General features: G+C 66.4%; 20 protein-coding genes. 12 read left to right on the plus strand and 8 right to left on the minus strand.

The features are described 5' to 3' along the window. Nucleotides 1-42: 42 nt before the first annotated feature. Nucleotides 43-3,684: a trifunctional transcriptional regulator/proline dehydrogenase/L-glutamate gamma-semialdehyde dehydrogenase gene (putA, locus tag ACODTA_RS10575; RefSeq protein WP_489065869.1), complete on the minus strand. Its 3,642-nt coding sequence runs from the start codon at nucleotides 3,682-3,684 to the stop codon at nucleotides 43-45. A 120-nt stretch (nucleotides 3,685-3,804) separates the two neighbouring features. Here putA and ACODTA_RS10580 point away from each other — a divergent pair, with 120 nt between their 5' ends. Continuing rightward, entirely contained in the window at nucleotides 3,805-4,275 is a 471-nt protein-coding gene (locus ACODTA_RS10580; protein WP_489065870.1) for an Lrp/AsnC family transcriptional regulator, read from the plus strand. 12 nt (nucleotides 4,276-4,287) lie between these two features. On the opposite strand, the gene ACODTA_RS10585 is transcribed toward ACODTA_RS10580, so the two are convergent. The 5 genes from ACODTA_RS10585 to pdxR all read right to left on the minus strand — a co-directional run bounded on the left by ACODTA_RS10585 (nucleotide 4,288) and on the right by pdxR (nucleotide 11,502). Next, nucleotides 4,288-5,391: a PepSY-associated TM helix domain-containing protein gene (locus ACODTA_RS10585; RefSeq protein ID WP_489065871.1), complete on the minus strand. Its 1,104-nt coding sequence runs from the start codon at nucleotides 5,389-5,391 to the stop codon at nucleotides 4,288-4,290. A gap of 8 nt (nucleotides 5,392-5,399) precedes the next feature. Beyond that, nucleotides 5,400-7,592, minus strand: a complete 2,193-nt coding sequence (locus ACODTA_RS10590) for a TonB-dependent receptor (protein WP_489065872.1) — start codon at nucleotides 7,590-7,592, stop codon at nucleotides 5,400-5,402. A gap of 142 nt (nucleotides 7,593-7,734) precedes the next feature. After that, a complete protein-coding gene (locus ACODTA_RS10595; RefSeq protein ID WP_489065873.1) occupies nucleotides 7,735-9,402 on the minus strand; it encodes an amidohydrolase in 1,668 nt (555 codons plus the stop codon). Nucleotides 9,403-9,419: 17 nt separating this feature from the next. Beyond that, nucleotides 9,420-9,917 (minus strand): hypothetical protein, encoded by a 498-nt coding sequence (locus ACODTA_RS10600; RefSeq protein ID WP_489065874.1) that lies wholly within the window; start codon nucleotides 9,915-9,917, stop codon nucleotides 9,420-9,422. A gap of 118 nt (nucleotides 9,918-10,035) precedes the next feature. After that, nucleotides 10,036-11,502: a MocR-like pyridoxine biosynthesis transcription factor PdxR gene (gene pdxR / locus ACODTA_RS10605; RefSeq protein WP_489065875.1), complete on the minus strand. Its 1,467-nt coding sequence runs from the start codon at nucleotides 11,500-11,502 to the stop codon at nucleotides 10,036-10,038. Nucleotides 11,503-11,701: 199 nt separating this feature from the next. Between pdxR and ACODTA_RS10610 the strand changes: the two genes are divergently transcribed. From ACODTA_RS10610 to ACODTA_RS10635, 6 genes are all read left to right on the plus strand, one after another. Further along, the gene (locus ACODTA_RS10610) at nucleotides 11,702-12,304 is read left to right on the plus strand and encodes an FMN-binding negative transcriptional regulator (protein ID WP_489065876.1); all 603 of its coding nucleotides are present in this window, start codon (nucleotides 11,702-11,704) and stop codon (nucleotides 12,302-12,304) included. Further along, a complete protein-coding gene (locus ACODTA_RS10615; RefSeq protein ID WP_489065878.1) occupies nucleotides 12,301-13,734 on the plus strand; it encodes an amidohydrolase family protein in 1,434 nt (477 codons plus the stop codon). The genes ACODTA_RS10610 and ACODTA_RS10615 overlap by 4 nt, the downstream gene beginning before the upstream one ends. Beyond that, complete coding sequence (locus tag ACODTA_RS10620) at nucleotides 13,731-14,978, plus strand: amidohydrolase family protein (protein ID WP_489065879.1); 1,248 nt, start codon at nucleotides 13,731-13,733, stop codon at nucleotides 14,976-14,978. The genes ACODTA_RS10615 and ACODTA_RS10620 overlap by 4 nt, the downstream gene beginning before the upstream one ends. Continuing rightward, a complete protein-coding gene (locus ACODTA_RS10625; protein ID WP_489065880.1) occupies nucleotides 14,975-18,199 on the plus strand; it encodes an amidohydrolase family protein in 3,225 nt (1,074 codons plus the stop codon). The genes ACODTA_RS10620 and ACODTA_RS10625 overlap by 4 nt, the downstream gene beginning before the upstream one ends. After that, nucleotides 18,196-18,987 carry a pyrroline-5-carboxylate reductase gene (gene proC, locus ACODTA_RS10630; RefSeq protein WP_489065881.1) on the plus strand — a complete coding sequence of 264 codons (792 nt, stop codon included), beginning with the start codon at nucleotides 18,196-18,198 and terminating at the stop codon, nucleotides 18,985-18,987. The genes ACODTA_RS10625 and proC overlap by 4 nt, the downstream gene beginning before the upstream one ends. Nucleotides 18,988-19,076: 89 nt before the next feature. Next, nucleotides 19,077-19,448, plus strand: a complete 372-nt coding sequence (locus ACODTA_RS10635; protein ID WP_489065882.1) for a tRNA-binding protein — start codon at nucleotides 19,077-19,079, stop codon at nucleotides 19,446-19,448. On the opposite strand, the gene ACODTA_RS10640 is transcribed toward ACODTA_RS10635, so the two are convergent. Then, nucleotides 19,445-20,200, minus strand: a complete 756-nt coding sequence (locus tag ACODTA_RS10640) for a phytanoyl-CoA dioxygenase family protein (protein ID WP_489065883.1) — start codon at nucleotides 20,198-20,200, stop codon at nucleotides 19,445-19,447. The two genes, ACODTA_RS10635 and ACODTA_RS10640, sit on opposite strands and share 4 nt — an antisense overlap. Before the next feature lie 80 nt (nucleotides 20,201-20,280). On the opposite strand from ACODTA_RS10640, the gene ACODTA_RS10645 reads away from it, so the two are divergent. From ACODTA_RS10645 to ACODTA_RS10660, 4 genes are all read left to right on the plus strand, one after another. Further along, complete coding sequence (locus tag ACODTA_RS10645) at nucleotides 20,281-20,865, plus strand: helix-turn-helix domain-containing protein (protein ID WP_489065884.1); 585 nt, start codon at nucleotides 20,281-20,283, stop codon at nucleotides 20,863-20,865. Nucleotides 20,866-20,907: 42 nt separating this feature from the next. After that, on the plus strand, nucleotides 20,908-22,083 hold the full coding sequence (locus ACODTA_RS10650; RefSeq protein WP_489065885.1) for an MFS transporter: 1,176 nt from the start codon (nucleotides 20,908-20,910) through the stop codon (nucleotides 22,081-22,083). A gap of 180 nt (nucleotides 22,084-22,263) precedes the next feature. Further along, a complete protein-coding gene (locus ACODTA_RS10655) occupies nucleotides 22,264-23,511 on the plus strand; it encodes a BtaA family protein (protein ID WP_489065886.1) in 1,248 nt (415 codons plus the stop codon). Beyond that, entirely contained in the window at nucleotides 23,511-24,176 is a 666-nt protein-coding gene (locus ACODTA_RS10660) for a class I SAM-dependent methyltransferase (RefSeq protein ID WP_489065887.1), read from the plus strand. The genes ACODTA_RS10655 and ACODTA_RS10660 overlap by 1 nt, the downstream gene beginning before the upstream one ends. 44 nt (nucleotides 24,177-24,220) lie before the next feature. Here ACODTA_RS10660 and ACODTA_RS10665 read toward each other — a convergent pair whose 3' ends face one another. After that, the gene (locus ACODTA_RS10665; RefSeq protein ID WP_489065888.1) at nucleotides 24,221-25,117 is read right to left on the minus strand and encodes a LysR family transcriptional regulator; all 897 of its coding nucleotides are present in this window, start codon (nucleotides 25,115-25,117) and stop codon (nucleotides 24,221-24,223) included. Between the two features lie 98 nt (nucleotides 25,118-25,215). Here ACODTA_RS10665 and bla point away from each other — a divergent pair, with 98 nt between their 5' ends. After that, entirely contained in the window at nucleotides 25,216-26,106 is an 891-nt protein-coding gene (bla, locus tag ACODTA_RS10670) for a class A beta-lactamase (RefSeq protein ID WP_489065889.1), read from the plus strand. Nucleotides 26,107-26,144: the final 38 nt, after the last annotated feature.

The following is a 26,144-nucleotide window of genomic DNA, read 5'->3' on the forward strand; positions in this document are numbered from 1 at the left end:
GTCCACCTGACTTCAAAATGCTCTGGCCGGCGTTGCCCGCCCTCACGCCAATGTCATCAGGCTCGCATTGCCGCCCGCCGCCGTGGTGTTGATCGAGGTCGAAACCTCCTCGACCAGCCAGTCGAGCGTATAGGCGTCCACCCCGGTGCATTGCGCCGGTGTCGCGGCCTGCACCAGCACGATCGGGCCGGGCCGGGTGGCGATGTCGCGCGCTTCGGCGCGGATCTGGTCGGCATCGCCTTCGATCAGCGCGCCGGCCAGCGGTTCATCGGGGAGTACAGGCGAGATGCGCGCCATCACGCTTGCCGGGGCACCCGCGAGCGCGCCGGCCAGACCCGCGCGATCATCGATCGCGACGCTGTTGCCGGTGGCGAGCACCGCCGCCACCTGCTGGCGCAATCCGGCCGCCGATACCGGACGGATCAGGATGCGACCGCGCGGATGAAGCGCGTAGAGGTTGCGCTCTCCCACCGGCCCGGCGAGCTCCAGTTCGGTTCCGAGCCCGGAATTTTCGCCATAGCGCCGTGCCTGTTCGGCCGCAGCGGTCTCTTTGCTGGTTTCGAGCCAGCCGGCATAGTCGAGCAACGCGGCATCGGTATGCGCCGTGCCATGGCCCTGCGGCACCGGCGCCGTCGTGACGAGGCGACCGAGATAGAGCGGTCCGCCCGCCTTGGGGCCGGTGCCCGAAAGGCCGCGCCCGCCAAAGGGCTGGACGCCGACGACCGCGCCGATGACGTTGCGGTTGATATAGAGATTGCCCGCGCGGATCCGCGAGGTGACATGCGCGATCGTCTCGTCGAGCCGCGTGTGCAGGCCGAAGGTGAGACCATAGCCGGTGGCGTTGATCGCATCGATCAATGCGTCGAGCCGCTCACGCTGATAGCGCACGACATGGAGCACGGGGCCGAACACCTCACGCCTGAGCGCGCCGATATCGTCGAGTTCGATGATCGTGGGCGGCACGAAGGTGCCGTGCGCGGTCTCGGGCGCGAGGTCGAGCTGCGCGACCGGGCGGCCGGCGGCGCGCATTGCCGCGATATGCGCCTCGATCGTGTCTTTCGCCTCGGCGGTGATCACCGGGCCGATATCGACGCGCAGCCGATCGGTGCGCCCGATGCTCAATTCGTCGAGCGCGCCCTTGAGCATCGCCAGCGTGCGGTCCGCGATCTCCTCCTGCAGGCAGAGGATGCGCAGCGCCGAGCAGCGCTGGCCAGCGCTGTCGAAAGCGGAGGCGATCACGTCGGCGACCACCTGTTCGGCGAGTGCCGAGGAATCGACGATCATCGCATTCTGTCCGCCGGTCTCGGCGATCAGAGGGATCGGTTTGCCCGCAGGAGACAGGCGATCGGCGAGCTGCGCCTGGATCAGGCGCGCCACTTCGGTCGATCCGGTGAACATCACCGCCGAAGTTTCAGGGGCCGCGACGAGGGCCGCACCGATCTTGCCGTCGCCCGGGAGCAGGTGCAGCGCGTCGGCGGGCACGCCCGCTTCATGCAGCAGGCGAACGCCTTCGGCCGCGACCAGCGGAGTTTCTTCGGCGGGTTTGGCGAGCACGGGGTTGCCTGCGACCAGCGCGGCGGCGATCTGGCCCGTGAAGATGGCCAGCGGGAAATTCCAGGGGCTGATGCAGACCACGGGGCCGAGCGGCGCATGGACGGGCCCCAATGTGCCGCGTGCCTGCGCCGCATAATAGCGCAGGAAATCGACGGCCTCACGCACCTCCGCAATGGCGTTGGGCAGCGATTTGCCAGCTTCGCGCACGATCAGGCCGAGCAGTATCGGCATACGCTGTTCGAACAGGTCTGCCGCACGCTCCAGGCGGGCGGCGCGATCGGCCGGAAGCGTCGATGCCCAGCCGGAGACGGCGGCGCGTGTCGCGGCGCCTCTTGCCGCATCCGTCGAGGCTTCGGTGACGATACCGACCGTGTCGCGATGGTCCGCTGGATTGAGTACAAGGCGGGTGGTGCCCTGCCCATCGGCCGGCGCTGACGTCCAGTCGACCGCGGCACTTTCGCGCAGCGTCTCGCCGAGCGCGGCGAGCGCGGTTTCGTCGCTCAGGTCGATGCCCGACGAGTTGCGCCGCGCGCCATAAAGGTCGGCGGGGAGCGCGATCTGGTCATGCGGTGCACCGGGCACCGGCATGGCGCGGACGATCTCGACCGGATCGGCGATCAGCGCGTCGATCGACACCGCCGGATCGGCGATGCGGTTGACGAAGGAGGAATTGGCGCCGTTTTCGAGCAGGCGCCGCACCAGATAGGCGAGCAGCGTCTCGTGCGTGCCGACCGGCGCATAGACGCGGCACGGCCGGTTCAGGGCATCCGCGCCGACGACTTCCTCGTACAGCGGCTCTCCCATGCCGTGCAGGCACTGGAATTCGTAGTCGCCCAGCGCAAAGTCCGGCCCGGCCATCTGGTAGATGGTCGCGAGCGTCTGCGCATTATGCGTGGCGAATTGCGGGAACACGGCGTCGGTCGCGCCGAGCAGCTTGCGCGCGCAGGCGACATAGGCGACGTCGGTGTGGATCTTGCGCGTATAGACGGGGAAGCCGGCGAGCCCGTCGACTTGGGCGCGCTTGATCTCCGCGTCCCAATAGGCGCCCTTGACCAGCCGCACCATCATCCGCCGGCCCGCGCGCCGTGACAGATCGATGATGAAATCGAGCACGAAGGGACAGCGCTTGCCATAGGCCTGAACGACGAAGCCCAGGCCGTTCCAGCCGGCCAGATCGGGATCGAACGCCAGGCTTTCGATCAGATCGAGCGAGAGTTCGAGCCGGTCGGCTTCCTCCGCATCGATGTTGAAACCGATATCATAGGATCGCGACAGTGCCGCGAGGGCCTTCACCTTGGGCAGCAACTCGCCCATCACCCGCTCGGCCTGCGCGCGCGCATAGCGCGGGTGGAGCGCGGAAAGCTTGATCGAGATGCCGGGGCCGCCATAGATGCCGCGTCCTGCCGATGCCGCGCCGATCGCATGGATCGCGTTTTCATAATCGCGATAATAGCGTTCGGCATCGGCCGCCGTGGTCGCCGCCTCGCCGAGCATGTCGTAGGAATAGCCGAAACCCTTGGCTTCCATCTCGCGCGAGCGGCGCAGCGCCTCGTCGATCGTCTCGCCGGTCACGAACTGCTCGCCCATCATCCGCATCGCCAGATCGACGCCCCGGCGCACCACCGGTTCACCGGCGCGCGCGACCAGCCGGGTGAGGGCGGCGCCAAGCCCGCGATCGTTGACGCTGTTGACCAGCTTGCCGGTCACGACGAGACCCCAGGTCGCCGCGTTGACGAACAGCGATCGTCCGCCGCCGAGATGCGATTTCCAGTCGCCATCGGCGATCTTGTCGCGGATCAGCGCGTCACGCGTCGCGCTGTCGGGGATGCGCAGCAGGGCTTCCGCCAGGCACATCAGCGCCACGCCTTCCTCGCTGGACAGCGAATATTCCTGGACCAGCCCTTCGACGCCCGTGCCCTTGTGCTTGGCGCGCAGTGCGGTGATCAGCGCGCGCGCGGTTTCGCGGGCTTCCTCGCGGGACTTGTCTGGCAGCGTCGCGGCATCGAGCAGGGGGGCGATGCATTCGGGCTCGGGCCGGCGATAGGCCGCCGTGATCGCGCGGCGCAGCGCGTCCTGCTGCCGGATCGGCGGCGCGAAGCTGGAAAAGGCGGGTTCGGCGGCTGCGGTCATGCGGAACGGCTCCTGGAAATCCATTGTCGATATAAGATGAAACAGGAAGTCATTCAGACTTTTCATATGGCCATTTGAAGTGAAATCGACCATTGTTAAGGAAGATTCTGGAGGAATGGTGTGGATATTGCGATAAATTCAGTCGATCTGGACGAGTTTGATCGCCGTATCCTCGACGTGCTCGCCGAAGACGGCCGGATGACGGTCACCGAACTGGCAAAACGCGTGGGACTGTCGAAAACGCCGTGCATGGTGCGCTTCAAGCGCCTGGTGGACGCCCGCTATATCCTGGGCTTCCGCGCGGTGATCGATCCGGTGAAGCTGGGCATGGATCATATCGCATTCGCCGAGGTGAAGCTGTCAGACACGCGCGAAAAGGCGCTGGAGGAATTCAACACCGCGGTGCGCAGGATTCCCGAAGTCGAGGAATGCCACATGATCGCGGGCAATTTCGACTATCTGCTGAAAGTGCGGACATCCGACATCCGCAAATATCGCGCGGTGCTGGGCGAGAAGATCTCGAGCCTGCCGCACGTTGCGAACACCTCTACATTCGTGGCGATGCAGACAGTCCGCGAAGCCGTGACGTGACCCGGATTGGTCCTAGCGCCGTCGCCACCAGAGCAGGGTCCCGATCACGATCATGCTCGCCAGCCACAGGCCAAGAGCCATGGTGAGCAGACGGCCGACAAATCCGCCCATCTCGCCGGTATGGAAAGCGAAGAGCCCGTCGATGAAGGCGCGTGGCCAGGGCGTTTCGCTTGCGGGGAAATTGCCGCGCGGCATGCCGGTGACAGCGTCGACATAGACGACGCTCGTACCATAAGCGCGCCTGATCTCGCCGGGCGCGAGCAGCCGGATGCGATAAAGCGCATTTTCTGCCGTCGGCATCGTCACCGCGGTCAGTCGGCTGCCGGGAATTTGCGCTTGCGCGGCGCTGACGGCGGCGGAGAAGGGAATGAATGCCGGGTGTTCGGCCGGCGATGCCGGAATGCTGGCCGATTCCGCGCCGATCATCGCGCCAATGCCGTCCTGGAAAACCAGCATTGTACCCGCGCTTGCCGTTGCGAGCGCGGGTAGCACCATCCACAGGCCGAGCGCGCGGTGCCAGCCATAGAAACGCGCGGTCAACGGCCCCCTGCGCGACGGCATCAGCGTACGACGCCATGTCCGCCGTTTCGGCCATGCCGCGACGATGCCGAGCATGAGATTGCTGATCAGCAGCACGCCGCTGATCCCGACGATCCAGCTCCCAAGGTCGCCGGAAAGCAGATTGTGATGGATCAGCACAAGCGTGCCCGGGGTGCTGCGCACGCCCTTGTCTTGCGATCGCAGCACAGTGCCGTCGCCACTCACCCGGATGGCGCGTTCGCGGTCGGTGTGGGTTTCGGCGACGGTGATGTCGTAGCGATCGGCCAGTCCCGCCGTCACCCAGACCGACTTGATCCGGCGATCCGAATCCGGTGGCGCCAACCGGTCCATGGTCCGCTCGATCGCGGCCAGGTCGGTCGGCCGGTGCACACCGGAAACGGCCAGATCGTCGAGCTCCCAATGGAAGACGATCAGCAGGCCGGTGATCGCCTGGACCAGCCAGAACAGCGCCGCGCCCAGGCTGAGCCAGCGATGAAGGCGCAGGACGATACCGCGTCGCGCCGGGGGCTTTCCGGGGGCGATCTTGTCGGTCGCGGCCAGTGCGGTCTCCAGCATTGTCGACATCAATATTCGAAGGTCACCGAGGCTTTCACGGTGCGCGGCTGGCCCTGGAGCAGATAGCCGCCGAATGCCGAATACCAGTAATTGCGATTGTCGATATTCTCCGCGCTCAGGCGCAGCGTGACGGGATGCTCGTCGACGACGAGTACATAGCGGATGCCCAGGTCGAAACGCGTCCAGGCAGGCACCTGTTGGGTGTTCGCGACGTCGAGATATTGCTTGCCCGTGCGCACGACACGTCCGGTGAGCGTGGCGGCCGGCAGGAAGGGGGGCACGATCTCGACACCGAAATTGACCTGGTGATCGGGCACGCCGACCGCTTTCTTGCCGTTGCTTGCCCCGTTGAGCGTGCGCGTCAGCTTGGCGTCGTTGATCGTGAAGCCGCCGATCAGGCGGATCCAGTCGGTCGGCTCACCATTCAGCGAGACCTCGATGCCGCGATTGCGCTGTTCGCCGTCGACAACGAAGGTCAGCGCATTGGGATTGGTGGGCGTGGGCGTCGCCGCGCTGAACGCGCTCGGCTGCTTGGTCTGGTAGATCGCGATCGTGCCCGTCAGCCCCTTGATCGCGATCTTCGCACCCAGTTCGTACTGAACCGAGCGGAAGGGCGCGAACACCTCGCCTGGGTTGAGGATATTGGCGTTGATCGGCGCCACCGGCCCCTGCGCCAGTCCCTCGATGCGATTGGCGTAGACCGAGAAGGTCTCGGTCGGCCGCACGATCACGCCCACCACCGGTGTTGTGGCGGACTCGTCATAGCTCTGGGTGCGCAGGAAGGTGCCGCGATTATAGGCGTTGATCTTCATGTTCTGGCGCCGTGCGCCGAGCGTGACGAGCAGGCGATCGTCGAACACGCCGATCGTGTCCGAGATGAAGGCGCTGGTCAGTTCGCTGTCCGAAACGCGCGGCAGATCGGTCAGGCTGCCGCCGCTCGACGGCAGCGTCGAATTGACCGGGGCGGGCACGATTGGCGCGGCATAAAGGTTTGAGAAGAAAGAGGTGCGCGCCGTCGGCACGCCGATGCCGGCGGGGAAGGTGCCGAAGCTGAACGAATTGCGATTCTCGGTGAAGACCACCGATCCGCCGATGTTGAATTCGTGGCTCATGCCCGCGAACGAGACTTTGCCGCGAACGCCGATCTGGCCGGCCTCGTTATTGTCTTCGCGGGGTACGAACAAGCGGCCGCCAGTCGCCGCGCCGGTGGTGGCGTTGGTGACGGTAAGCGTCGAATAGTCGCCCGATTCCGCGCCGTCGCGCATGCCGGCGGCGGCATAGGCCATGATATCGTCGGTCAGGTCGAGCTCGGCGCGCGCGAGCAGATAGATGTCGCGCAGCTTGGTGAAGGTCCAGGGCTGGCCGTAATTGGCGTTGGCGTTGGGCGCGGCGGGCACGGGGATGCCGGCCGCCAGCCTGACGGTCGGCCGCGTCCAGTTGGCGCGCTGATCCTCATAGCCGAAATCCAGATAGAAGCGGCCCGGCCCGCGCCGGAAATCGAAGCTGGCGCCGAGCACGCGGACCGACCTCTTGTCGTTGTCCACGGCGGTTTCGCCGTCGCGATAGACGCCGTTGACGCGGATGCCGAAGGAGTCCTCGCTGCCGAAGCGCGTGCCGATATCGAAATTGCCGCCGAACATGCTGTCGGCGCCGTAGCTGGCGGTAGCGCGCAACAGCGTTTTCTGCGCGCGCTTGGGCGTCAGGTTGATGCCGCCGCCGATGCCCGATCCGCCCGGCGCGGCGCCGAACAGAAAGGCGCTGGCACCGTTCAGCACCTGGATATTCTCGTAAAGCTCAGGCGAGACGAGCTGGCGGGGCGTGACGCCATAGAGCCCGTCGATCGAGACGTCGTCGCCGCTGAGCGCAAAGCCGCGAATGACGAACAGTTCGGACTGGTTGCCCGATCCATAGGTGGTGCGCACCGACGGTTCGTTCTCGAGCACATCGCCGATCGTTTCCGATTGCTGGTCGAGCACCAATTGCGCGGTGTAGCTGGTGACGTTGAAGGGAGTCTCGAGAGCGCTTTTTGCGCCAAGCACGCCGAGGTCGCCATTGCTGACCACCTGTTTCTGCGCCTGTTGCGCGGTGACGATGATGTCGCTGCCCGGATCGCCCTGATCCTGCGCATATGCCGGCGCGGAAAGGCCGAGCGCGGTTGCGATTGCGGTGACGGCGACACCCTTGGCGATTGCCTGGCGCATAATTTCCCCCTGTTCCCTGTAACGGCGGTCCCGCTCGGGCCGTTGTCCGGCCGTTGGGACTTTCACTCCCTATCGTCCGGAATAATCCCGCCGACTCGGACCTGAAAACATCCAGTTTTGGAAAGATTGAGGGGGCCAATCCCTAGCCGAAGCGCTGGACCCCGTTGACGACGGTCCGCAACACGCGCGCATCGCCGATCGTCTCGGGATCTATCTCGAACGGATCGCGGTCGAACACCGCGAAATCCGCCGCATAGCCCAGCGCGATCAGTCCCTGGCGATCGTCGGTGAAGCCGGCAAAGGCGCTGCCCCGTGTATAGCCGGCAAGCGCCTGCGCCAGCGATATCCGCTGCTCCGGATGCCAGCCGCCGGGATTCTTGCCGTCGATCGTTTCGCGCAGCACCGCCGCCTTGATTCCGGTCAACGGATCAAGCGGCGCCACCGGCCAGTCCGATCCCAGGCAGACGCGCGCGCCGGCCGCGATCAGAGAATGGAAGGCATAGGTGCCCTTCAGCCGCTCCTCGCCGATACGCTTCACCGCCCAGCGTCCGTCGTCGATCGCGTGATAGGGCTGAACGGACGCGATCACCTGTTGCTTCGCGAACCGGGCATAGGCGCTCGCGCGCAGATGCTGCGCATGCTCGATGCGGAAACGCCGGTCGCGTTTGCCATTCGTGCGGGCGACCTCCGCCATCACGTCGAGCACATGGTCGTTCGCCGCGTCGCCGATCGCATGCGCGGTGATCTGCAACCCGGCCTTGTCGGCGGCGAGCATCCAGCGTTTGAAGTCGGCGGGCTCGGTGACGGTAATGCCGCGTGTCGCCGGATCGTCGAGATAGGGTTCGTAGAACAGCGCGGTCCGTGAACCGAGCGATCCGTCATAAACCACCTTCGCGCCGCCCCAGCGCACCCAATCGTCGCCGCGTCCTTCGTCGCGCACCAGCGCCGCCGTGCGTTCCCAGTCCCTGAGCGGGGTGAAGGAATAGAAACGCATATCGGTCTCGCCGCGCACGCGCAGGCGCCGCAGCGCTTCATGCGTGTGCCAGTCGGGCTCGGTGGTATGGACCTGCGTGACGCCCTTGCTCAGCCCCAGCGCGATGCCGCGCCGCACCGCGGCCTCCATCTGCGCGTCGCTCGGCGCAGGGATGGCGCGGGTGACGAGGTCGCGCGCCGCATCCTTGACCACGCCTGTCGGCTCGCCTTTCGCATCGCGCACGATCACGCCGCCCGCCACGTCGGGCGTGTTGCGATCGATCCCCGCCAGCCGCAGCGCTACCGAATTGAGCAGCAGCATATGCAGGTCGTAGCGGATTACCGCGACCGGCGTGTTCGGCGTGACCGCATCGATCCATTGCCGCGTCGGCATCTCGCCACCCCAGCGATCGGCATCCCAATTGCCACCTTCCAGCCATTGGCCGGGCGGGAGCGCTGCCGCCGCCGCGCCGATCCGGCGGATGAATTCCTCCGGCGATCCCGCGTCGCGCAGCGAGGGCTGGGCGAGCATGAAGGATGCGCGCAGGAAATGGGTATGCGCATCGATGATGCCGGGCATGACGAACGCGCCCTCAAGATCGACGATACGCGTCCTGGCAGTCTTCGACGCATCGACATGCGCCCGCCCGATCGCGGCGATCCGGCCTCCCGAAACACCGATCGCGTCGGTGCGATGGGCTGGACCACGGCCTGTCCAGACCCGGCCGTTTATATAAGCCGTATCGAGGGCGTGGATGGCGGCACGTGCGGTGCTTGGCAGCAATAGCGCCGCGCCGGTTCCGGCCGCGTGCCCGAGAAAGACTCTGCGATCGATCATCCTGCGCCCTCGCTCGTTCAGTGTCCGCCCGCCTTGGGATTCTCCGCGCGCCATTTGCCGAGTCGCGCCAGCCATTGTCCCGCGCTCAGCGGACCATAGGCCTTGCTGTCGGTATGCGACGCGACGGTCTCGCGCAGCTTGATGAAATAGGCAGGGCCGCTTTCCATGCCGAATTCCTTGCGCTTGGCTGCCATCGCGGCCAGTTGCGCCGCCGTTGGCTTCACCGCGCGGACGGGCTTGTACAGCAGCACGTCCCAATCGGCGCCGGTTTCATGGACGAAGATCTGGATCGGCGGCTGCCCGCCGGCCTTGGCGACTTCGTCGGCGCGCGCGATGCGGCGCATGAATTCCTCGTGCTTGCCCGGCGCCAGCTTGAAGACTTCGAACCAGGCTTCGGGCCAATCCTCGTCGTCCGCCGCCGCAGCCGGGGTGGACGGCGGAGTCTGTGCCATGGTGGCCGTTGAGGCAAGCGCGCTCGACGCCAGCAGCGAAAGCGTTGCGATGATCCTTTTCATGTTCACCCCCTGAATATCGTCGGGCGCCAACGATCCGTCGCGCCAGTCTGCACTATTCGGCGATGCTGGTTGCACGAAAACATCCAGTTTCGGGCAAATGATGGGTCCAGCCGTTTGGCTAGTCGGCGGCTGCCCTGAGTGCCGCGATCGCCGCGCGGGCCTCGCGCTCGGTCATGCTGGCGAAACCGATGCGCAGGCCGCGCGTCGCGCCTTCGCGCGCGACGAAGGATCGTGATGATGCGAAGCGCAGCCCCTTGGCTGGCGCGCGTTCCTCGACATGGTCGAGATCGGCCTGGCGCCGGAAGCGCAGCCAGAAGGCGAGGCCGCCATCGGGCATGTCGTAATCGACCAGATCGCCCAGTACCGTCTCGATCGTCTCGGCAAAGGCGATGCGACGCTGGGCGTAGACCTGGCGGACCTTGCGCGCGTGACGGCGTAGTTCGCCATTCTCGATCAGCTCTGCGGCGGCATCCTCGGTCAGCGTATTGCCCATGCCGTCGGTCAGCGAGATCATGTGTGCAACCGCATCGATCACCTCGCGCGGTGCTGCGATATAGCCGATGCGCAACGCGGGCAGCAGCAGCTTGGAAAGCGATCCGACATAGATCACCCGTCCGGGCGCATAGCCGGCCATGGGCAGCAGCGGCTGCGATTCGAAGTGGAATTCGTGATCGTAATCGTCTTCGATCACCGCGAAGCCGAACTGGCGCGCGCATTCGAGCAGGCGCAGGCGGCGCTCGGGCCGCAGTGCCACCGTCGTCGGAAACTGGTGGTGCGGCGTGACGAAGACGGCGCGAACGGCATGGCGGCGGCAGGCCGCCTCGACATCGTCGATATTGATGCCGTCCTCGTCGAGCCGCACCGGCAGGATTTTCGCGCCACACGCCCGGAACGCGGCGACCGCTGGTTCATAGGTCAGTTCCTCGACGATGACGGCGTCGCCGGGTTCGATCAGGATCTGGGTGGCGAGGAAGATGCCGTTCTGGCTGCCGCGCGTGATGCAGATATTGTCGGCGCCGACGGTCAGCCCGCGCTGGCTCTTCAGCATCTGCGCGATGCTTTCGCGTAAAGCGGGCGATCCGCGCGGGTCGCGATATTGCAGCCGGTTCTCGCGCGATGCGCGCTGCACGGCGGAGCGATAGGCGCGGGCGAGCAATTCCGCCGGAAACAGCCGCCCGTCCGGCGTACCCTCGTCAAGCTTGGGGCCGGTGCCGGCGGGCAGGGCGAGCGGCCGTGCCGGCGGTTCGGCGAAGCGGTACTCGGCGGGTGCGTCCTGTTCGGGATGGGCGGCGGTGCCGTCCACGCCCTTTCCGGGTTCGGGCAGCGACAGCGACACCATCGTGCCGCGCGTTCCGGCCGACGATAGCCAGCCTTGGGCGATCAGGTCCTCATAGGCGAGCACCACCGTCTTGCGGTTGACGCCCAGCGCCTCCGCCAACTCGCGGCTGCTCGGCAGGAAGTCGCCCGATGTGAGCCGGCCACGTTCGATGTCGCGGATCAGCGCCTGGATGATCTGCATATAGACCGGCAGCTTGCGCGACGAATCGATGCGCTCGCTCAGGCTCACTTTCCATGGGCGCAGCATTGGTCCCTCCAATCCCGGTCATTTTTTGTATTGAGGGGGCCAGAATATGTACCAATCGGGCCATCGGCAAGTTTCGTCTTGGACCATCGGTTATTTCGTTCTTGGTGCTTGTCCGAGAGCCAAGCCGTGACGAGAAGACGGCGATGTCGAGGGGGCCGATGACCGATCGCAATCGCTACGCCGTGCCTGGAGCAAGGCCGTGAACGCGCTGTTCGAGCGTTTCGGCGCGGACGATGTTCGTGCACTGATCGCGGAATATCCGCTGGCCTGGGTTTGTTCGGGTGACGGTGCGGCGGAGCAGGCCAGCCTGTTGCCGCTGATCGGCGAATATGACGCCGATGGCGTGTTGACGCACCTTGTCGGCCATTTGTCGCGGACCAACCCGTTGTGCGCCGCTCTCCAGGCCGATCCGGTCGCGCTGATCCTGTTTCGTGGCCCAGAGGGCTATGTTTCGCCGGACCATGCCGGATCGCGGGAATGGGCGCCTACGTGGAACTATGCGCAATTGCGGATCGAGGGCGAAACCACCTTCGAGCCGGACATCACCGACGAAGCGCTCGACCTGCTTATCGACGCGATGGAGGCGGGGCGCCCCGAACCCTGGACTTCGGCGGAACTCGGTGATCGCTATGCGCCGATGCGGCGGGCGATCATCGGCTTCCGCATGCGGGTGACAAAGATGCGCGGGACGTTCAAGCTCGGCCAGGACGAACGGCCCGAAACGCTGCGATCGATCCTGGCCAGCCTGCCCGATCCGGCACTGGTCCGGTGGATGCGGCGCTTCAATCCGGAGCGGGGATGATGCTCAGATATTGTTCGGTCATGCGGGTGCCTGCGACGCTGTTGTCCGCGACGGCGTTGGTCGCGGCGAGCGCGCCGCCTTCAGCGGAGAGCGGGGCCACGCCCTGGCGTGACGATCCCGTGCGCAGCACCTATGTGCCGCTGCCGCGCAGCGACCTGATGATCCGACACGCGACCATTCTCGACGGCGCGGGGCGGCGGATCGACGATGGCGACATATTGCTGCGCGACGGCCATGTCGCCGCGGTCGGCAGCGGCCTCGACAATCCCGGTCATGCGCGGGAGATCGATGCGCGCGGGCGTTGGGTGACGCCCGGCGTGATCGACGTGCACAGCCATGACGGCACTTATGTCCTGCCGTTGACCACGATCGACAAGGACTCGTCCGACGTCGCCGAATTGAGCGACATGAATGTCTCCGACACCTGGATCGAGACCGCGATCAACACGCAGGATACGGGTTTTTCGCGCGCGCTCCAGGGGGGCGTGACGACGATCCAGGTCTTGCCCGGATCCAGCCCGATCTTTGGCGGCCATTCCGTGATCCTGAAGCCGGTGCGCGCCAACAGCGTGGCGGCGATGAAATTTCCCGGCGCACCGGTCGGCATGAAGATGACCTGCGGCGAGAATCCGAAAAGCCAGGGCGCGGAATCGCGGCGTGGCCCGACCAGTCGGCAGGGCGTGATCACCTATATCCGCAAGGCCTTTGCCGATGCTCAGGACTATCTGCGCGAAGTGCGGCACATGGATCGTCCGCCGGAAGCGGCCGGGCGTGACGGTGGAGGCGGCCGCCCGCCAAAGCGCGACATGAAGCGCGAGGCGCTGGCCGGCGTGCTGAGCGGCGACATCAAGCTGCACGTCCATTGCTACCGCGCTGACGACATGGCGATGGTGATGGCCGTCGCCGAGGAGTTCGGATTCCGCATCGCGGCGTTCCATCATGCCAGCGAAGCTTATAAAATCCCCGCGATGCTGCGCGCGCATGGCGCCTGCGCGGCGGTGTTCGGCGACTGGTGGGGCTTCAAGATGGAAGTGCAGGACGCCGTCCGGGCCAATGCGCCGCTGCTCGATCGGGCAGGCGTGTGCACGATGATGCATTCGGATTCGCCGGCTTCAGGCCAGCGGCTCAATATCGAGGCCGCAAAGGCCGCGTCCGCCGCGCGCCGTGCTGGCATCGAGACGCCGCCCGAACGGATGATCACCTGGATCACCAGCCAGCCGGCGCATCTGCTGGGTCTGGACGACCGGATCGGCACGCTGGCGCCCGGCTATAATGCCGATGTCGTGCTGTGGTCGGGCAACCCCTTCAGCATCTATTCCAGACCCGATCTGGTGCTGCTCGATGGCGGCGTGGCGTTCGATCGCACGGCGCCGCCCGGTCCACCGGCATCCGATTTCGAACTGGGCCGCCGCGCCGGAGCTGAGTCGTGAGGGCGGTGCGTATCCTGCTCGCATGCGCCCTGGCGATGCCGCTGCCCGCCGCTGCGCAATCGCTGGCGATCGTCCACGCCAAGGCGTGGACCTTGCAGTCCGACCAGCCCGTCGACGATGCGACCATTCTTGTCACCGACGGCAAGATTGTCTCGGTGCGCGGCGCCGGCCCCGTGCCGGCCGGTATGCCGACCATCGATGCCAAGGGGCAGCCGGTGACGCCCGGCTTCGTCAATGCGGCGACCCAGCTTGGCCTGACCGAGGTTTCGTCCGCATCCGATACGCGTGACGTCGCCTCGAACGACGCGGGTGCGGGCGCGTCGTTCGACATCCGCTATGCGCTCAATGGCAATTCGGCGCTGGTCGAACTGGCGCGTGGCGACGGGCTGACGCGTGCGCTCAGCTATCCATCCCCGTCCGATGTCCCGCCCTTTTCGGGTGAGGCGGCGATGATCCGGCTGCGCGAGGGCGCGGACATATTGGATCGTGCCAGGGCGGCGATGTTCGTCGTGATCGGCGGCGGAACATCGCCGCTCGGATCGCGCGCGGCCCAGTGGCAGAGGTTGCGCGACGCGTTCGACGAAGCGAAGTCGAACGGCGCGACGTCCAGCGGTGACGACAAGCCGCTGCTCAGCCGGCGTGATGCCGTGGCGGTGCGCACGGTGCTCGCGGGCACGCAGCCGCTCGGCATCGTCACCCATCGCGAGTCCGACATCCGCGAAGCGATCCGTCTGGCCGCCGATTATCGCGTCAAGGTGGTGATCGTCGGCGGGGCGGAGGCCTGGCGTGCGGCCCCGGCGCTGGCGGCGGCGCATATTCCCGTCATCCTCGATCCGCAGGCGAACATGCCGGCGAGCTTCGACCAGCTCGGCGCGCGCCGCGACAATGCCGCGATCCTCGCGCGCGCGGGCGTCACCATCGCGTTCGGGCTGACCGGCGGGGTGATCAACCTTACCTATAATGCCGGCGTGGCATTGCGCGAGGGCGCGGGCCTCGCCGTCGCCGGTGGCCTGCCCTATGCGACTGCGCTCAGGGCCGCGACCGTCAATCCGATCGCGATCTGGGGCGGCCGGGGCGCCGGTACGATGGCGCCGGGCAGCGATGCCGATCTCGTGGTCTGGGACGGCGATCCGCTCGAACCGCTGACCCAGCCCGTCGCCATGGTGATCGAGGGGCGGCGGGTATCGACACGCACGCGGCAGGATGCGCTGGTCGAACGCTATCTGGAACACGCGAAGCCATGAAATGCGCGACACTGCTGCTGGCCGCGGCCTGGCTGGCGGCGGGAACGGCGCAGGCGCGGGACGGGATTGCGGACACGGGATTGCCGCTCGCGCCCGCGCGCCATCTCGATTTCGAGGCGGATCGCGGTACATGGATGTCGCTCGATATCGCGCCGGACGGGCGCACTATCGTCTTCGACCTGCTTGGCGATCTCTACGTCATGCCCGCAGGTGGTGGACCCGCCACCGCGATCGCGACCGGCATGGCGTTCGAATCGCAACCCAGCTATTCGCCCGATGGTCGCTGGATCGCCTATGTCAGCGATCGTTCGGGCGGCGAAGGTGTCTGGATCGCGCGTGCCGACGGATCGCGGGCGCGCCGGATCGGCGGCCAGGACGACGACAGTTCGCTCAGCTCGCCCGAATGGAGCGCGGACGGCAAGGCGGTGTTCGTCAGCCGCTTCCGGCCCGATCTCAACAGCTACGAACTCTGGCGCTATCCGCTCGACGGCGTGGCGGAATTGCTCGTGCCTGTCAAACCTGCGGCCGACGCGCCGCGCGAACGCTGGCGCAGCACATTGGGCGCATCGGCATCGCGCGATGGCAAGTGGCTTTATTATGCGCGCGTTTCCGGCGGCATGGATTTCGAAGTGGCGCCGGCCTGGACGATCGTGCGGCGCGATCTTGCAAGCGGCGCCGAGACGACGGTTATCGCCGGATCGGGCGGACGGGGCGCCGATCGCGAGGCATTTTTCCGTCCGGTGATCGCGCGCGATGGTCGAAAGCTCGCTTATGGCGCCTGGCATATGGATCGGACGGAATTGCGCGTGCGCGATCTGCTCGATGGCAGCGACCATGCTGTGGGCGTGACCGCACTCGATCAGGCCCAGGCCTCGTCCTGGCAGGATCTTTTGCCGCGCTATGCCTTCACGCCCGACAGCAAGGCGTTGCTGCTCAGCCGGAACGGCGAGATCGAACGCCGACCGATCGATGGCACGGATGCGGAGCGCATCGCCTTTCGCGCACCGGTGCATCTGGCGGTCGGGCCGACGACACGCGTACGCATCCGTGAGGGTGATGGCCCGGTGCGGGCTAGGCTGGCGCAGGCGCCTGTCGCCGCGCCTGATGGATCACGCATCGCATTTTCCGCGCTTGGTGCGCTCCATCTCGAGCCGGCAAGCGGAGGCCCCGCGCTGGCCCTGGCGACTGGCGCCGATCCGGCCTTCCAGCCAAGCTGGAGCCCTGACGGCCGCCGCATCGCCTATGTGACGTGGAGCGAAGCCGCCGGCGGTGCGATCTGGACGGTCGCGGCCGATGGATCGGACGCCCCCGTGCGCGTCAGCGATGTCCCGGCCTATTACAGCTATCCCGCCTTCACGCCCGACGGCGCCTCGATCGTCGCGGTGCGTTCGGCGATGGCAGCGCGCCAGCAGACCAATTTCGAATATGGCCGGCTGCGAGAGGGGGAACTGGCGATCTGGCCGGCGCAGGGCGGGCAGGCGCGCGTGCTGACGCGCGGCCGGATCGGTGCGCGGCCGCATTTCTCGGCGCGGCCGGGCGCCGTGTTCATCCTGGCAGGCGACGGGCTGAACGCCGTCGATCTCGTCACCGGCGCGCGCGAGCGGATCGTGCAGGTGAAGGGGCCGGGCTGGTATTTCAGCGAAGGCAATGCCGCGGTCGACGATCTCCGGCTCAGCCCCGACGGCAAATGGCTGCTCGCGCAGGTGGCGCAGCAGCTCCATCTCGTTGCCATGCCGAGCGATGGCGCAAAGGAAGTCGACCTGCCGGGCACGGCGCTGCCGCACCGGCAATTGACCGATATCGGCGCCGACTATTTCGAATGGGCGCGCGACGGTGCGATCGACTGGTCGGTGGGGGCGCATTTCGTTCGCCTGCCCATGGCCGGGGCGATCGAAGGCAAGGCGCGACCGGCGCTGGCGGTCGATCTGATCGTCGAGCGGCCGCGCGATCGGCCGTCGGGCAGCATCCTGCTGCGCGGCGCGCGCGCGATGACGATGGCCGCCGGCGACCGGGTGATCGACGATGCCGACATCCTCGTCACCAATGGCCGGATCGCGGGCGTCGGTCCGCGTGGCAGCATCGCGGTGCCGACGGGCGCGACCATCCGCGACCTGGGCGGCAGGACGGTGCTGCCGGGCTTCATCGACGTTCATGACCATATCGGCAATGTACGGCGCGACGTGTTGAGTTTGGAGGAATGGGGCCTGCGCGCCCGGCTGGCCTATGGCGTCACCACCGCCTTCGATCCCTCGACGCTCAGCATCGACCAGCTCGTTTATCAGGATCTGCTCGACACCGGCGCGATGATCGGGCCGCGACTGCGCTCGACCGGCCAGGCGATCTTCTCGATGAACCGCTTCCAGTCGCCCGATCAGGTGCGCGCGGTATTGCATCGCTATCGCGACGCCTATGGCCTGGGCAACATCAAGATCTATCGCAGTGGCAACCGCCGCGTGCGCCAGTGGCTGGCGATCGCGGCCCGCGAACTCGGCCTGTTGCCGACCGCCGAAGGCGCCCTGTCGATGAAGCTCGATCTGTCGCAGATCATCGACGGTATCGCCGGCAACGAACATGCGCTGGCGGCGCCGCCGCTGCAAAAGGATGTCGTCGCCCTGCTGACCGCCATGCGGACGAGCTATACGACGACGCTGGCGATCACCAACAGCGGCGCGCCGGCAAGCGACTGGTTCGTCGCCGATCGCAAGCCCTGGGCCGATCCCAAGCTTCGCCGCTTCTGGACGCCTCCAGCGATCGAGCAGAAACTGAGCCATGCGCGCTGGCAGCCGCTGGAAAGCTATCGTTTCCCGGCGATCGCGCATGACGCGGCGACCATCGCCGCGGCCGGCGGGCTGATCGGCATGGGCGCGCATGGCGAACTGCCTGGCATCGGCTATCATTGGGAAATCGAATCCCATGTGATGGGCGGCATGGCGCCGATGGCGGCGCTGCATGCCGCCACCGCCGGATCGGCGGAAACCATCGGCCGGCTCGACGATCTCGGCACTATCGAACCCGGCAAGCTCGCCGATCTGATCATACTCGATCGCGATCCGCTCGCCGATATCCGCAACACGCTCTCGATCTCCCAGGTGATGCGCGACGGCCGGCTTTACGACGCGAACAGCCTCGACGAGATCTGGCCGCTGACAAGGCCGCTGCCCGCGCCCTGGTTTGCGTCGGATGCGGAGGCGCATTGGCTGCCGAGCGGAAGTGAGCGATGAGCATGGCCGGTTTCCCGATCCTGCTCGTCGGTTGCGGCCGGATGGGTGGCGCGCTGGCACGGCAATGGCTGCCGCGCCATCCGCTGCTCGTTCATGATCCGTACGCCGATCTGCCCGATGGCGCGAGACGGATCGATCAGATCGACGCTGAAGCCTTGCCCGAGGATCTGGTCGTCGTTTTGGCGGTGAAGCCGCAGTTCTTCGGTCAGGTCGCGCCGGCCCTGTCGGTGCTGGCCGCGCGTGGCGCGCTGTTCGTGTCGATCATGGCCGGTGTGACGCTCGATGGCCTGGGCGATGCGCTGGGAGAGGGCACGCGGATCGTTCGCGCCATGCCCAACACGCCGGCCGCGATCGGGTGCGGGATCACCGCCGCGATCGCCGGCGACCCGGTAACCGATGAGGATCGCGATCGTATCGATGCCCTGCTGCGGCCGACCGGCGAACTTGTCTGGTTGTCGCGCGAAGCCGATCTCGACGCTGTCACGGCGGTGTCGGGCAGCGGCCCGGCCTATTTCTTCCGGATGACCGAGGCGTTGGCGCTGGCCGGCGAGGCGGCGGGGCTTGCGCCCGATCTGGCCGTCCGGCTTGCGCGCGCAACCTTCTCGGGCGCTGCCGCGCTCTCCGATCGCCGCGCGGAATCGCTGGCGACGCTTCGGGCTGAAGTCACGAGTCCGGGCGGAACCACGGCGGCAGGCCTGGCCTGTTTCGACATGGACGACAGGCTGAATCGGCTGATGACCGATGTTGTCACCGCCGCGGCCATTCGCGCGCGGGAACTGTCGGGCTGAAGAATGCGGGCAGGCGGAGCTTGCCGAAACATCGGGGATCGCCTTTACAGCGTCGGAAGATCCATTCCGTCACAAATCGGGGTTTCCTGATGCATGTTTCCCATGATCCGTCAGCGCCGGCTGGCGAGCCGATCTCGTTCGATCAGTTCCTTGCGGTCGATATCCGCGTCGGTACTGTCGTCGAGGCCGAGTCCTTTCCCGAAGCGCGGAAACCCTCGATCAAGCTGGTGATCGATTTCGGCCCCGCGATCGGTCGCCGGAAGTCCTCGGCGCAGATCACGCGCCATTACACGCCGGAAGCGCTGATCGGCAGACAGGTCGCCGCTGTCGTCAATTTCCCGCCGCGCCAGATCGGCAAGTTCATGTCCGAAGTGCTGACTCTCGGCTTTCCCGATGCCGATGGCGAAGTGGTGCTGGCGATGCCGGGCCTCGCGGTGCCTGACGGCGGGCGCCTCTTTTAGAGCGCAGCGGCGATCGCGCGTTCGACCGGCGAATCCCCGGACGGATCGAGCGTCCCGCTCGGCAGCAGTGGCGGCTGCGCCAGGAAGCGCGGCCGGGTGCCGTGATGCGGCTGGGCGGAATGGACCAGGAAAGGATGGCAGAGATAGACGCTGCCCGCTTCGCCGGTCGCCAATGTCTCCGCGCAGCCACGGCTTTCGTCGAAACCGTTCGCGGCCAGTTCGCGCAGCGTAAGTCCGTCCTCGCCAGCCGGTGCCAGCATCCGTGCGATCGAACGATGCGATCCGATCCTGATCCGTGTCGGCGCATCGTTTTCACCGACATCCGAGAAGAGGAAGAGCATCAGCAGCGCGCGGCCGCGCGACATGATATTCGCGCGCCAGGCCATGAAGTCGGGATCCTCATGGCCGAAACTCACATCGATATGCCATCCGGTATCGCCGGGATCGGCCGGTGAAGGAAAACGGACCGGAAACGTACCCATCGCACGGGGCGGCAGCCATCGTCCGGCGCCGGCCAGCCGGTCATAGGCGGCATGAAGGACCGGGGTGTTCGCGGCCTCGATGAAGGGCGGTTGATGATACATGCCGAGCCGGATCACCGGGCGCGTCCAACTCGCCGGATTGTCGGGGTCGCAGCCGGTGTCGCGCCAGAGGATCGCGTGCGCTTCGTCCGCCATCGAGCGTGGGAAGGCGCCAGGGATTTTCACAAAGCCGTCGCGGATGAAATCCGCGATCATGGAATCCTCTTTCATCGCCGCAGTTTAGCCGCGCAGCCATCATTTAGGAAAGAGCGCGGGTGACGGTTGTGCGCCGATCGCGCTAAACCGAGGGCATGGGCCAGCGAGTCTCGACTCTGGACAGCATCCATCCGCCGCATGTGCCGCTCGGGCGTGCGCTGCGGCGCTGGCGCGTGCTTCACCGGATCAAGCAGGCGGCTGCGGCGGAACGGTTCGGCGTGGCGCAATCGACGGTTTCGCGTTGGGAATCGGGCGCACAGGCGATGGAGCCGGCCGAACGCATGAAGGTGGAAGCGGTGCTGGCAGCGCGCCTCGATGCCGGGGCCGATCGCGTGCTTGCCGGATTGGTGAGCGACAGCCCGCGCGCCATGCACCTGATCTGCGATCTCAGCCACCGTCTGCTTGCCCTGTCTCCGGCCCGGGCGCGAGATTTCGGCTGTGCGTCCGACGCGATGATCGGGCAATCGCTCTGGCCTTTCATCACCGAGGAGCTGGCGGTGATGGAGGCGCGGCTGCCCGCATTGGGCTGGCGCGAACATCCCGGTGTCGTGCCGGTCGAGATGGAAACCGGCGCGAACGGGTCCGACGTCGTACCGGTTCGCCCGAGCCTTTGCCGCTGGACGCGCTTCGTCCTGTCCGATGGTACCGCTGCGCGACTGGTCGAGACGCTGGGCGCATAACTTATGCGTTGCCGCGTTCGTGGGCGCGGTTAGACCCGGCACATGGCCACGATCCCCAGCCGCCATGTCGGCACATTCCTGTTGATCGTCAGCGGAACGGTCATCGGCATTGCCGGGACCGACCTGATCCTGCCGGCCGTACCCGGCCTGCCGGCGGTGCTGGGTGGGGACTTGCCGCGGGCTCAGCTGGTGCTCGCCAGCTTCACAGCGGGCGCGGCGGCGGGACTGTTGTTCTTTGGTGAGCTCGGTGCACGGTTCGATCAGCGCCGGCTGCTCGCCGCGTCCTTGCTCGCTTATGCGCTGGTGTCGCTGCTGTGCAGTTTCAGCTCGTCGCTGGATGCATTGATCGCGCTCCGCTTCCTGCAGGGCGCCTCGGGTGCGGCCGCTGCGGTGTTCGCACCCGGCCTTTTGCGGTTGCTCTATGGCGACGATCACGCGGTAGGGGCGCTCGGGCTCCTCGGCAGTATCGAATCGCTTGTCCCCGCCCTGGCGCCGCTGGTGGGGCTCTGGCTTCTCGGCCTTTGGGGGTGGCGCGCGAGCTTCGATGTGCTGGCGGCGCTCGGCTTTGCTCTGGCCGCGGTCACGCTTCTGCGTCATCGTAATCTGCCCCGGCCTGCGGCGAGCCGGCATGACGGTGGTTATTCGCGATTGCTCGGCGATCCGGTGTTCATGCGCTATGCGCTGAGCCATGCCTGTACGCTGGGGGCGTTGCTCGTCTTCGTGTTCGGGGCGCCAACCGTTTTCACGGTCGCAATGGGCGGCAGCATCGGCGATTTCATTACGATGCAGATCAGCGGCATCGCCTGCTTCGTCGTCGCGTCGAACATGGCGGGGGGGCTCGCCCGGCGTTTCGGTGCGGAACCGATGATCCTGCTGGGCAATGCGATCTCGGCGGCCGGCGGTATCGCGATGCTCGGCTATGCTTTGGCAGGCGGCGCGAATCCGCTCAGCGTGACTGCCATTTTCCTGCTGTTCAACATCGGCTTGGGGGTGCGCGGTCCGCCCGGCTTCCATCGTGCGGTGGTGGCCGCCAGGGGCGATGATGCGCGCGGCGCCGCGCTGGTGATCGTCGCGATCCTGCTCGTCACCGCGCTGGGCACCGCCGGTGTCGCGCCGTTCATCGAGCGCGGGCTGGTGCCGTTGTCAGTAGGAGCGGCGTTGATCGCGGTCGCCGGCGTCCTGTTCCTGTCATTGCCTGCGCTCCGCGAGGATTGCTGACAGCAAGCGTCTCGGTTCCTTCGCCAAATCGTCACCATGCCGTCACGACGCGCGTCTAGGGCGCTTCCGCAATGAGCGGAAACGCTCTTGTCTTTCGTGGTCGCATTTTCCGAGCCGTCGACCGTGAACGGTCAACTCGAAAATGCTCCAAGCGTACCGAAACCGGGCAGGGGACGCATCATGGCGAGCGCCGCAATCACCGACACGAAACCGGGATCCAATCATCGCGTGCGCGATGCGGTCCTTCAGCATGGCCAATTGTCAAAGCAGGGCCTGCTCGAACGCGCCTTCACCTTCGCATTTCGCGGGCTGGTCTATGCGCAGATCTGGGAAGATCCGGTGGTCGATCTCGAGGCGCTCCAGCTTGGGCCTGACACCCATCTGGTGACGATCGCGAGCGGCGGCTGCAACGTGCTGTCCTATCTCACCGCCAATCCGGCGCGGATCACCGCCGTCGACCTCAACACCGCGCATATTGCGCTCAACCGGTTGAAGCTGGCGGCTGCGCGGCGGCTACCCGATCATGACAGTTTCTACCGTTTCTTCGGCGATGCCGACCGGCGCGAGAACGTGACCGCCTATAAACAACATGTCGCCCCGCATCTCGACGAAACGTCGCGCCGCTATTGGGAAGGGCGCGACATGATCGGACGCCGCCGGATCGGCGGCTTCGCGCGCAATTTCTACCGCCGGGGGCTGCTCGGCAACTTCATCGACGTCGCGCACCTGCTCGCTAAATTCTATGGCGTCGATCCGCGGCAATTGCTTCAAGCCGGTTCGATCGAGGAACAGCGCGTGATCTTCGACGCGCATTTCGCGCCGGTGTTCGATCGTCGGTTCATCCGCTGGCTGACGAGCAATCCCGCCTCGCTCTTCGGCCTGGGCATTCCACCCGCGCAATATGAAGTGCTCGCTGGTGGCAAGGACATGGCGGTGGTGCTGCGCGAGCGGCTGGAGAAACTGGCCTGCGATTTCGATATCGGCTCAAACTATTTCGCCTGGCAGGCCTTCGGCAAGGCCTATGGCAAGGCGCCGGGTGCTTCGGTGCCGCCCTATCTGGAAGCGGGCAATTACGAAGCGGTGGTCTCGCGCGTCGATCGTGTCGATGTGCGCCACGCCAATTTCGTCGATTTCCTGCGCGAAAATGCCGATGCGAGTCTCGATCGCTACGTCCTGCTCGACGCGCAGGACTGGATGACCGATGCGCAGCTCACGACCTTGTGGAGCGAGATCACCCGCACCGCGAAGCCGGGTTCACGCGTGCTCTTCCGGACGGCCGCCGAGCCGACGCTGCTGCCGGGCCGCGTGCCCGACGCGATCCTGGACCGCTGGCAATATGAGGAGGTCGCGTCGCGCGATTTCACCCGGCGTGACCGTTCGTCCATCTATGGCGGCGTTCATCTCTATGTGCTGAAGGGCGCCGCCTGATGGGGCCAGTCGCGGCGTCCACCGCGGATCATATGGATGCCATCTACCGGACCCAGCGTCACATCTACGATCTGACCCGCAAATATTATCTGCTCGGTCGCGATCGGCTGATAGGCGGATTGCGACCGCCGCCCAAGGGCGCGGTGCTGGAGGTCGGCTGCGGCACCGGGCGGAATCTGGTGGCGGCGGCGCGGGCCTGGCCGCAGGCGCGGCTGCACGGATTCGATATCTCGCGCGCGATGCTGGAAACCGCGACCATGGCGGTCCGCCGCGCGGGACTGTCGCACCGGGTCAGGCTCGCGCAAGGCGATGCGACCGGCTTTGATCCTCGCGCGATGTTCGGCCGCAAGGATTTCGATCGCATCTTCTTCTCCTATACGCTGTCTATGATCCCTGGCTGGCGTGAGGCGATCTCGGCCTCGATCGACGTACTGGCGCCCGGTGGCGCGATCCATATCGTCGATTTCGGTCAGCAGGAGCGGCTGCCGCGCTGGTGGCGGGCAATGCTGTTCGCGTGGCTTGCCCGCTTCTCGGTGCGCCCGCGTGCCGATCTGCGGACGACGCTGGCTGCGCTCGCCGACGAGCGTGGCCTGACGCTGGATTTCAAGCCGTTGTATCGCGGCTATGCCTGGAGCGCGGTGCTACGCCGCCCCAAATCCCGATAGGAGCCAGATTCACGCTTTCGGTGGAAACGCCAAGTGCTTCCACCTCAAACGATCAGGCTCCCAAGGGACGGTAGTTCCTCGCAACCCGCGATCAGCCATTCGCGGAACACCCGCATCGCCTCGCTCGGCTTTCTGGTCTTTAGCCGCGTCAGCCAATAGGCGCCGGTTTCGATCTCGTGCGCGAAAGGGCGCACCAGCCGGCCCTGATCCAGCGCATGCTCGAACATGCGCGCGGGCAGCAGTGCGACGCCGCTGCCTGCGGCGGCCGCGGCGGCGGTGGTGACAGAGGAATCGAACATCGGGCCGTGAAGCGGCGGGCACGGCGTGCGCAGCGTCTCGAACCAGAGCGGCCATTCGTCGGGGCGATAGGAACGCAGCAGAAATTCACCGGCCAGATCACCCGGCTGAGACAGGCGCTGCGCGATGCCGGGGGCGCACATCGGCGTCAGCGGCGCCGTCATCAGCCGGTCGGCGTCCGCGCCGCGCCACGCACCGTCGCCGAAGCGGATCGCATAATCGAGCCCTTCTCCCGCCAGGTCGACCCGGTTGTTGTTGGTGAGCATGCGCAGATCGACAAAGGGATGGGCTGCGGCGAAGTCGGGCAGGCGTGGCAGCAGCCAGCCGGTGGCGAAGGTGCCGACCACGCCCAATGTCAGCACTTCGCGCATGCGCCCGCCGGCGTAGCGATCGAGCACGGCCGAAATCCGGTCGAAGCTTTCGGCGAGCACGGGAACGAGCGCCGCGCCCTCATCGGTGAGCGCCAGACCGCGCGGCAGGCGGCGGAACAGGGGAACCCCCAGTCGCTGCTCAAGCGCATTGACCTGATGGCTCACCGCCGCCTGGCTCACGCAGAGCTCAAGCCCCGCACGCGTCAGGCTCAGGTGCCGGGCCGCCGCTTCGAAGGCGCGCAGCGCGTTGAGCGGCAATTGCGGACGATCCATCTTTCACCCCAGGAAAACTTATGGCTCTTTCGAGATATGATCGATTGTCGCTTCGCCTCCAATCCATATTTTCGGCGGATATGAAGGGAGATCGGCAGATGTTCGGACGACGCGATATATTGATTGGATTTGGGGCAGCGGCGGCTGGAGCGGCATTGGCGCCGCAACTGGCGCGCGCCGCCGGGCGTGATCCGTGGCGCAGCGATGCGTTGCTGGTGGAGATCAAGCGGATCGAAGCTGGGGTCGGCGGGCGGCTGGGTGTCTCGATGCTCGATACGGGCAATGGCCATCGCTTCGTGTGGCGCGGTGGCGAGCGCTTCCCGATGTGCAGTACCTTCAAATTCCTGCTCGCGGCGGCGGTGCTTCGTCGAGTAGAACAGGGCAGGGAACGGCTGGGCCGCGCGGTGCCGATCGCCAAGAGCGATTTCGTGCCCAATTCCCCTGCGATCGAGAAGCATTTCGGCGGCACGCTGACCGTTGCGCAATTGTGCAAGGCGACGGTGACGCTCAGCGACAATGCCGCCGCCAATCTGCTGTTGCCGGCGGTTGGCGGCATCGCGGGCTTCAATGCGTTCGTGCGCAGCCTGGGCGATAGAGCCACTCGGCTCGACCGAATCGAGCCGATGATGAGCGAGGCCATTCCGGGCGATCCACGTGACACGACGACGCCGGATGCGATGCTGCAATCAATGCGCGCCGTGCTGATCGGCAATGCGCTGAAACCCGCATCGCGCGCGCAGGCGATGCAATGGCTGGTCGAGAACGAGACGGGCGGCAAGCGGTTGCGTGCCGGGCTGCCCGCTGATTGGCGCGTCGGCGACAAGACCGGCACCAGCGGCAATGGTGTCGTCGGCGATATCGGTATCCTGTGGCCGCCCGCGCGCAAGCCGATCCTGGTGACGTCCTATCTGGCGGAGAGCCCGACGGATCAGGCGGCTCGGCAGGGCGCGCTCGCGGACGTCGCACGCGCGCTGGTGGCACATCTGTAGCATTTGACCACCGTATTCCCGCACCGGCGGGAATACGG

This window comes from Sphingomonas sp. FG14 (assembly GCF_057809675.1).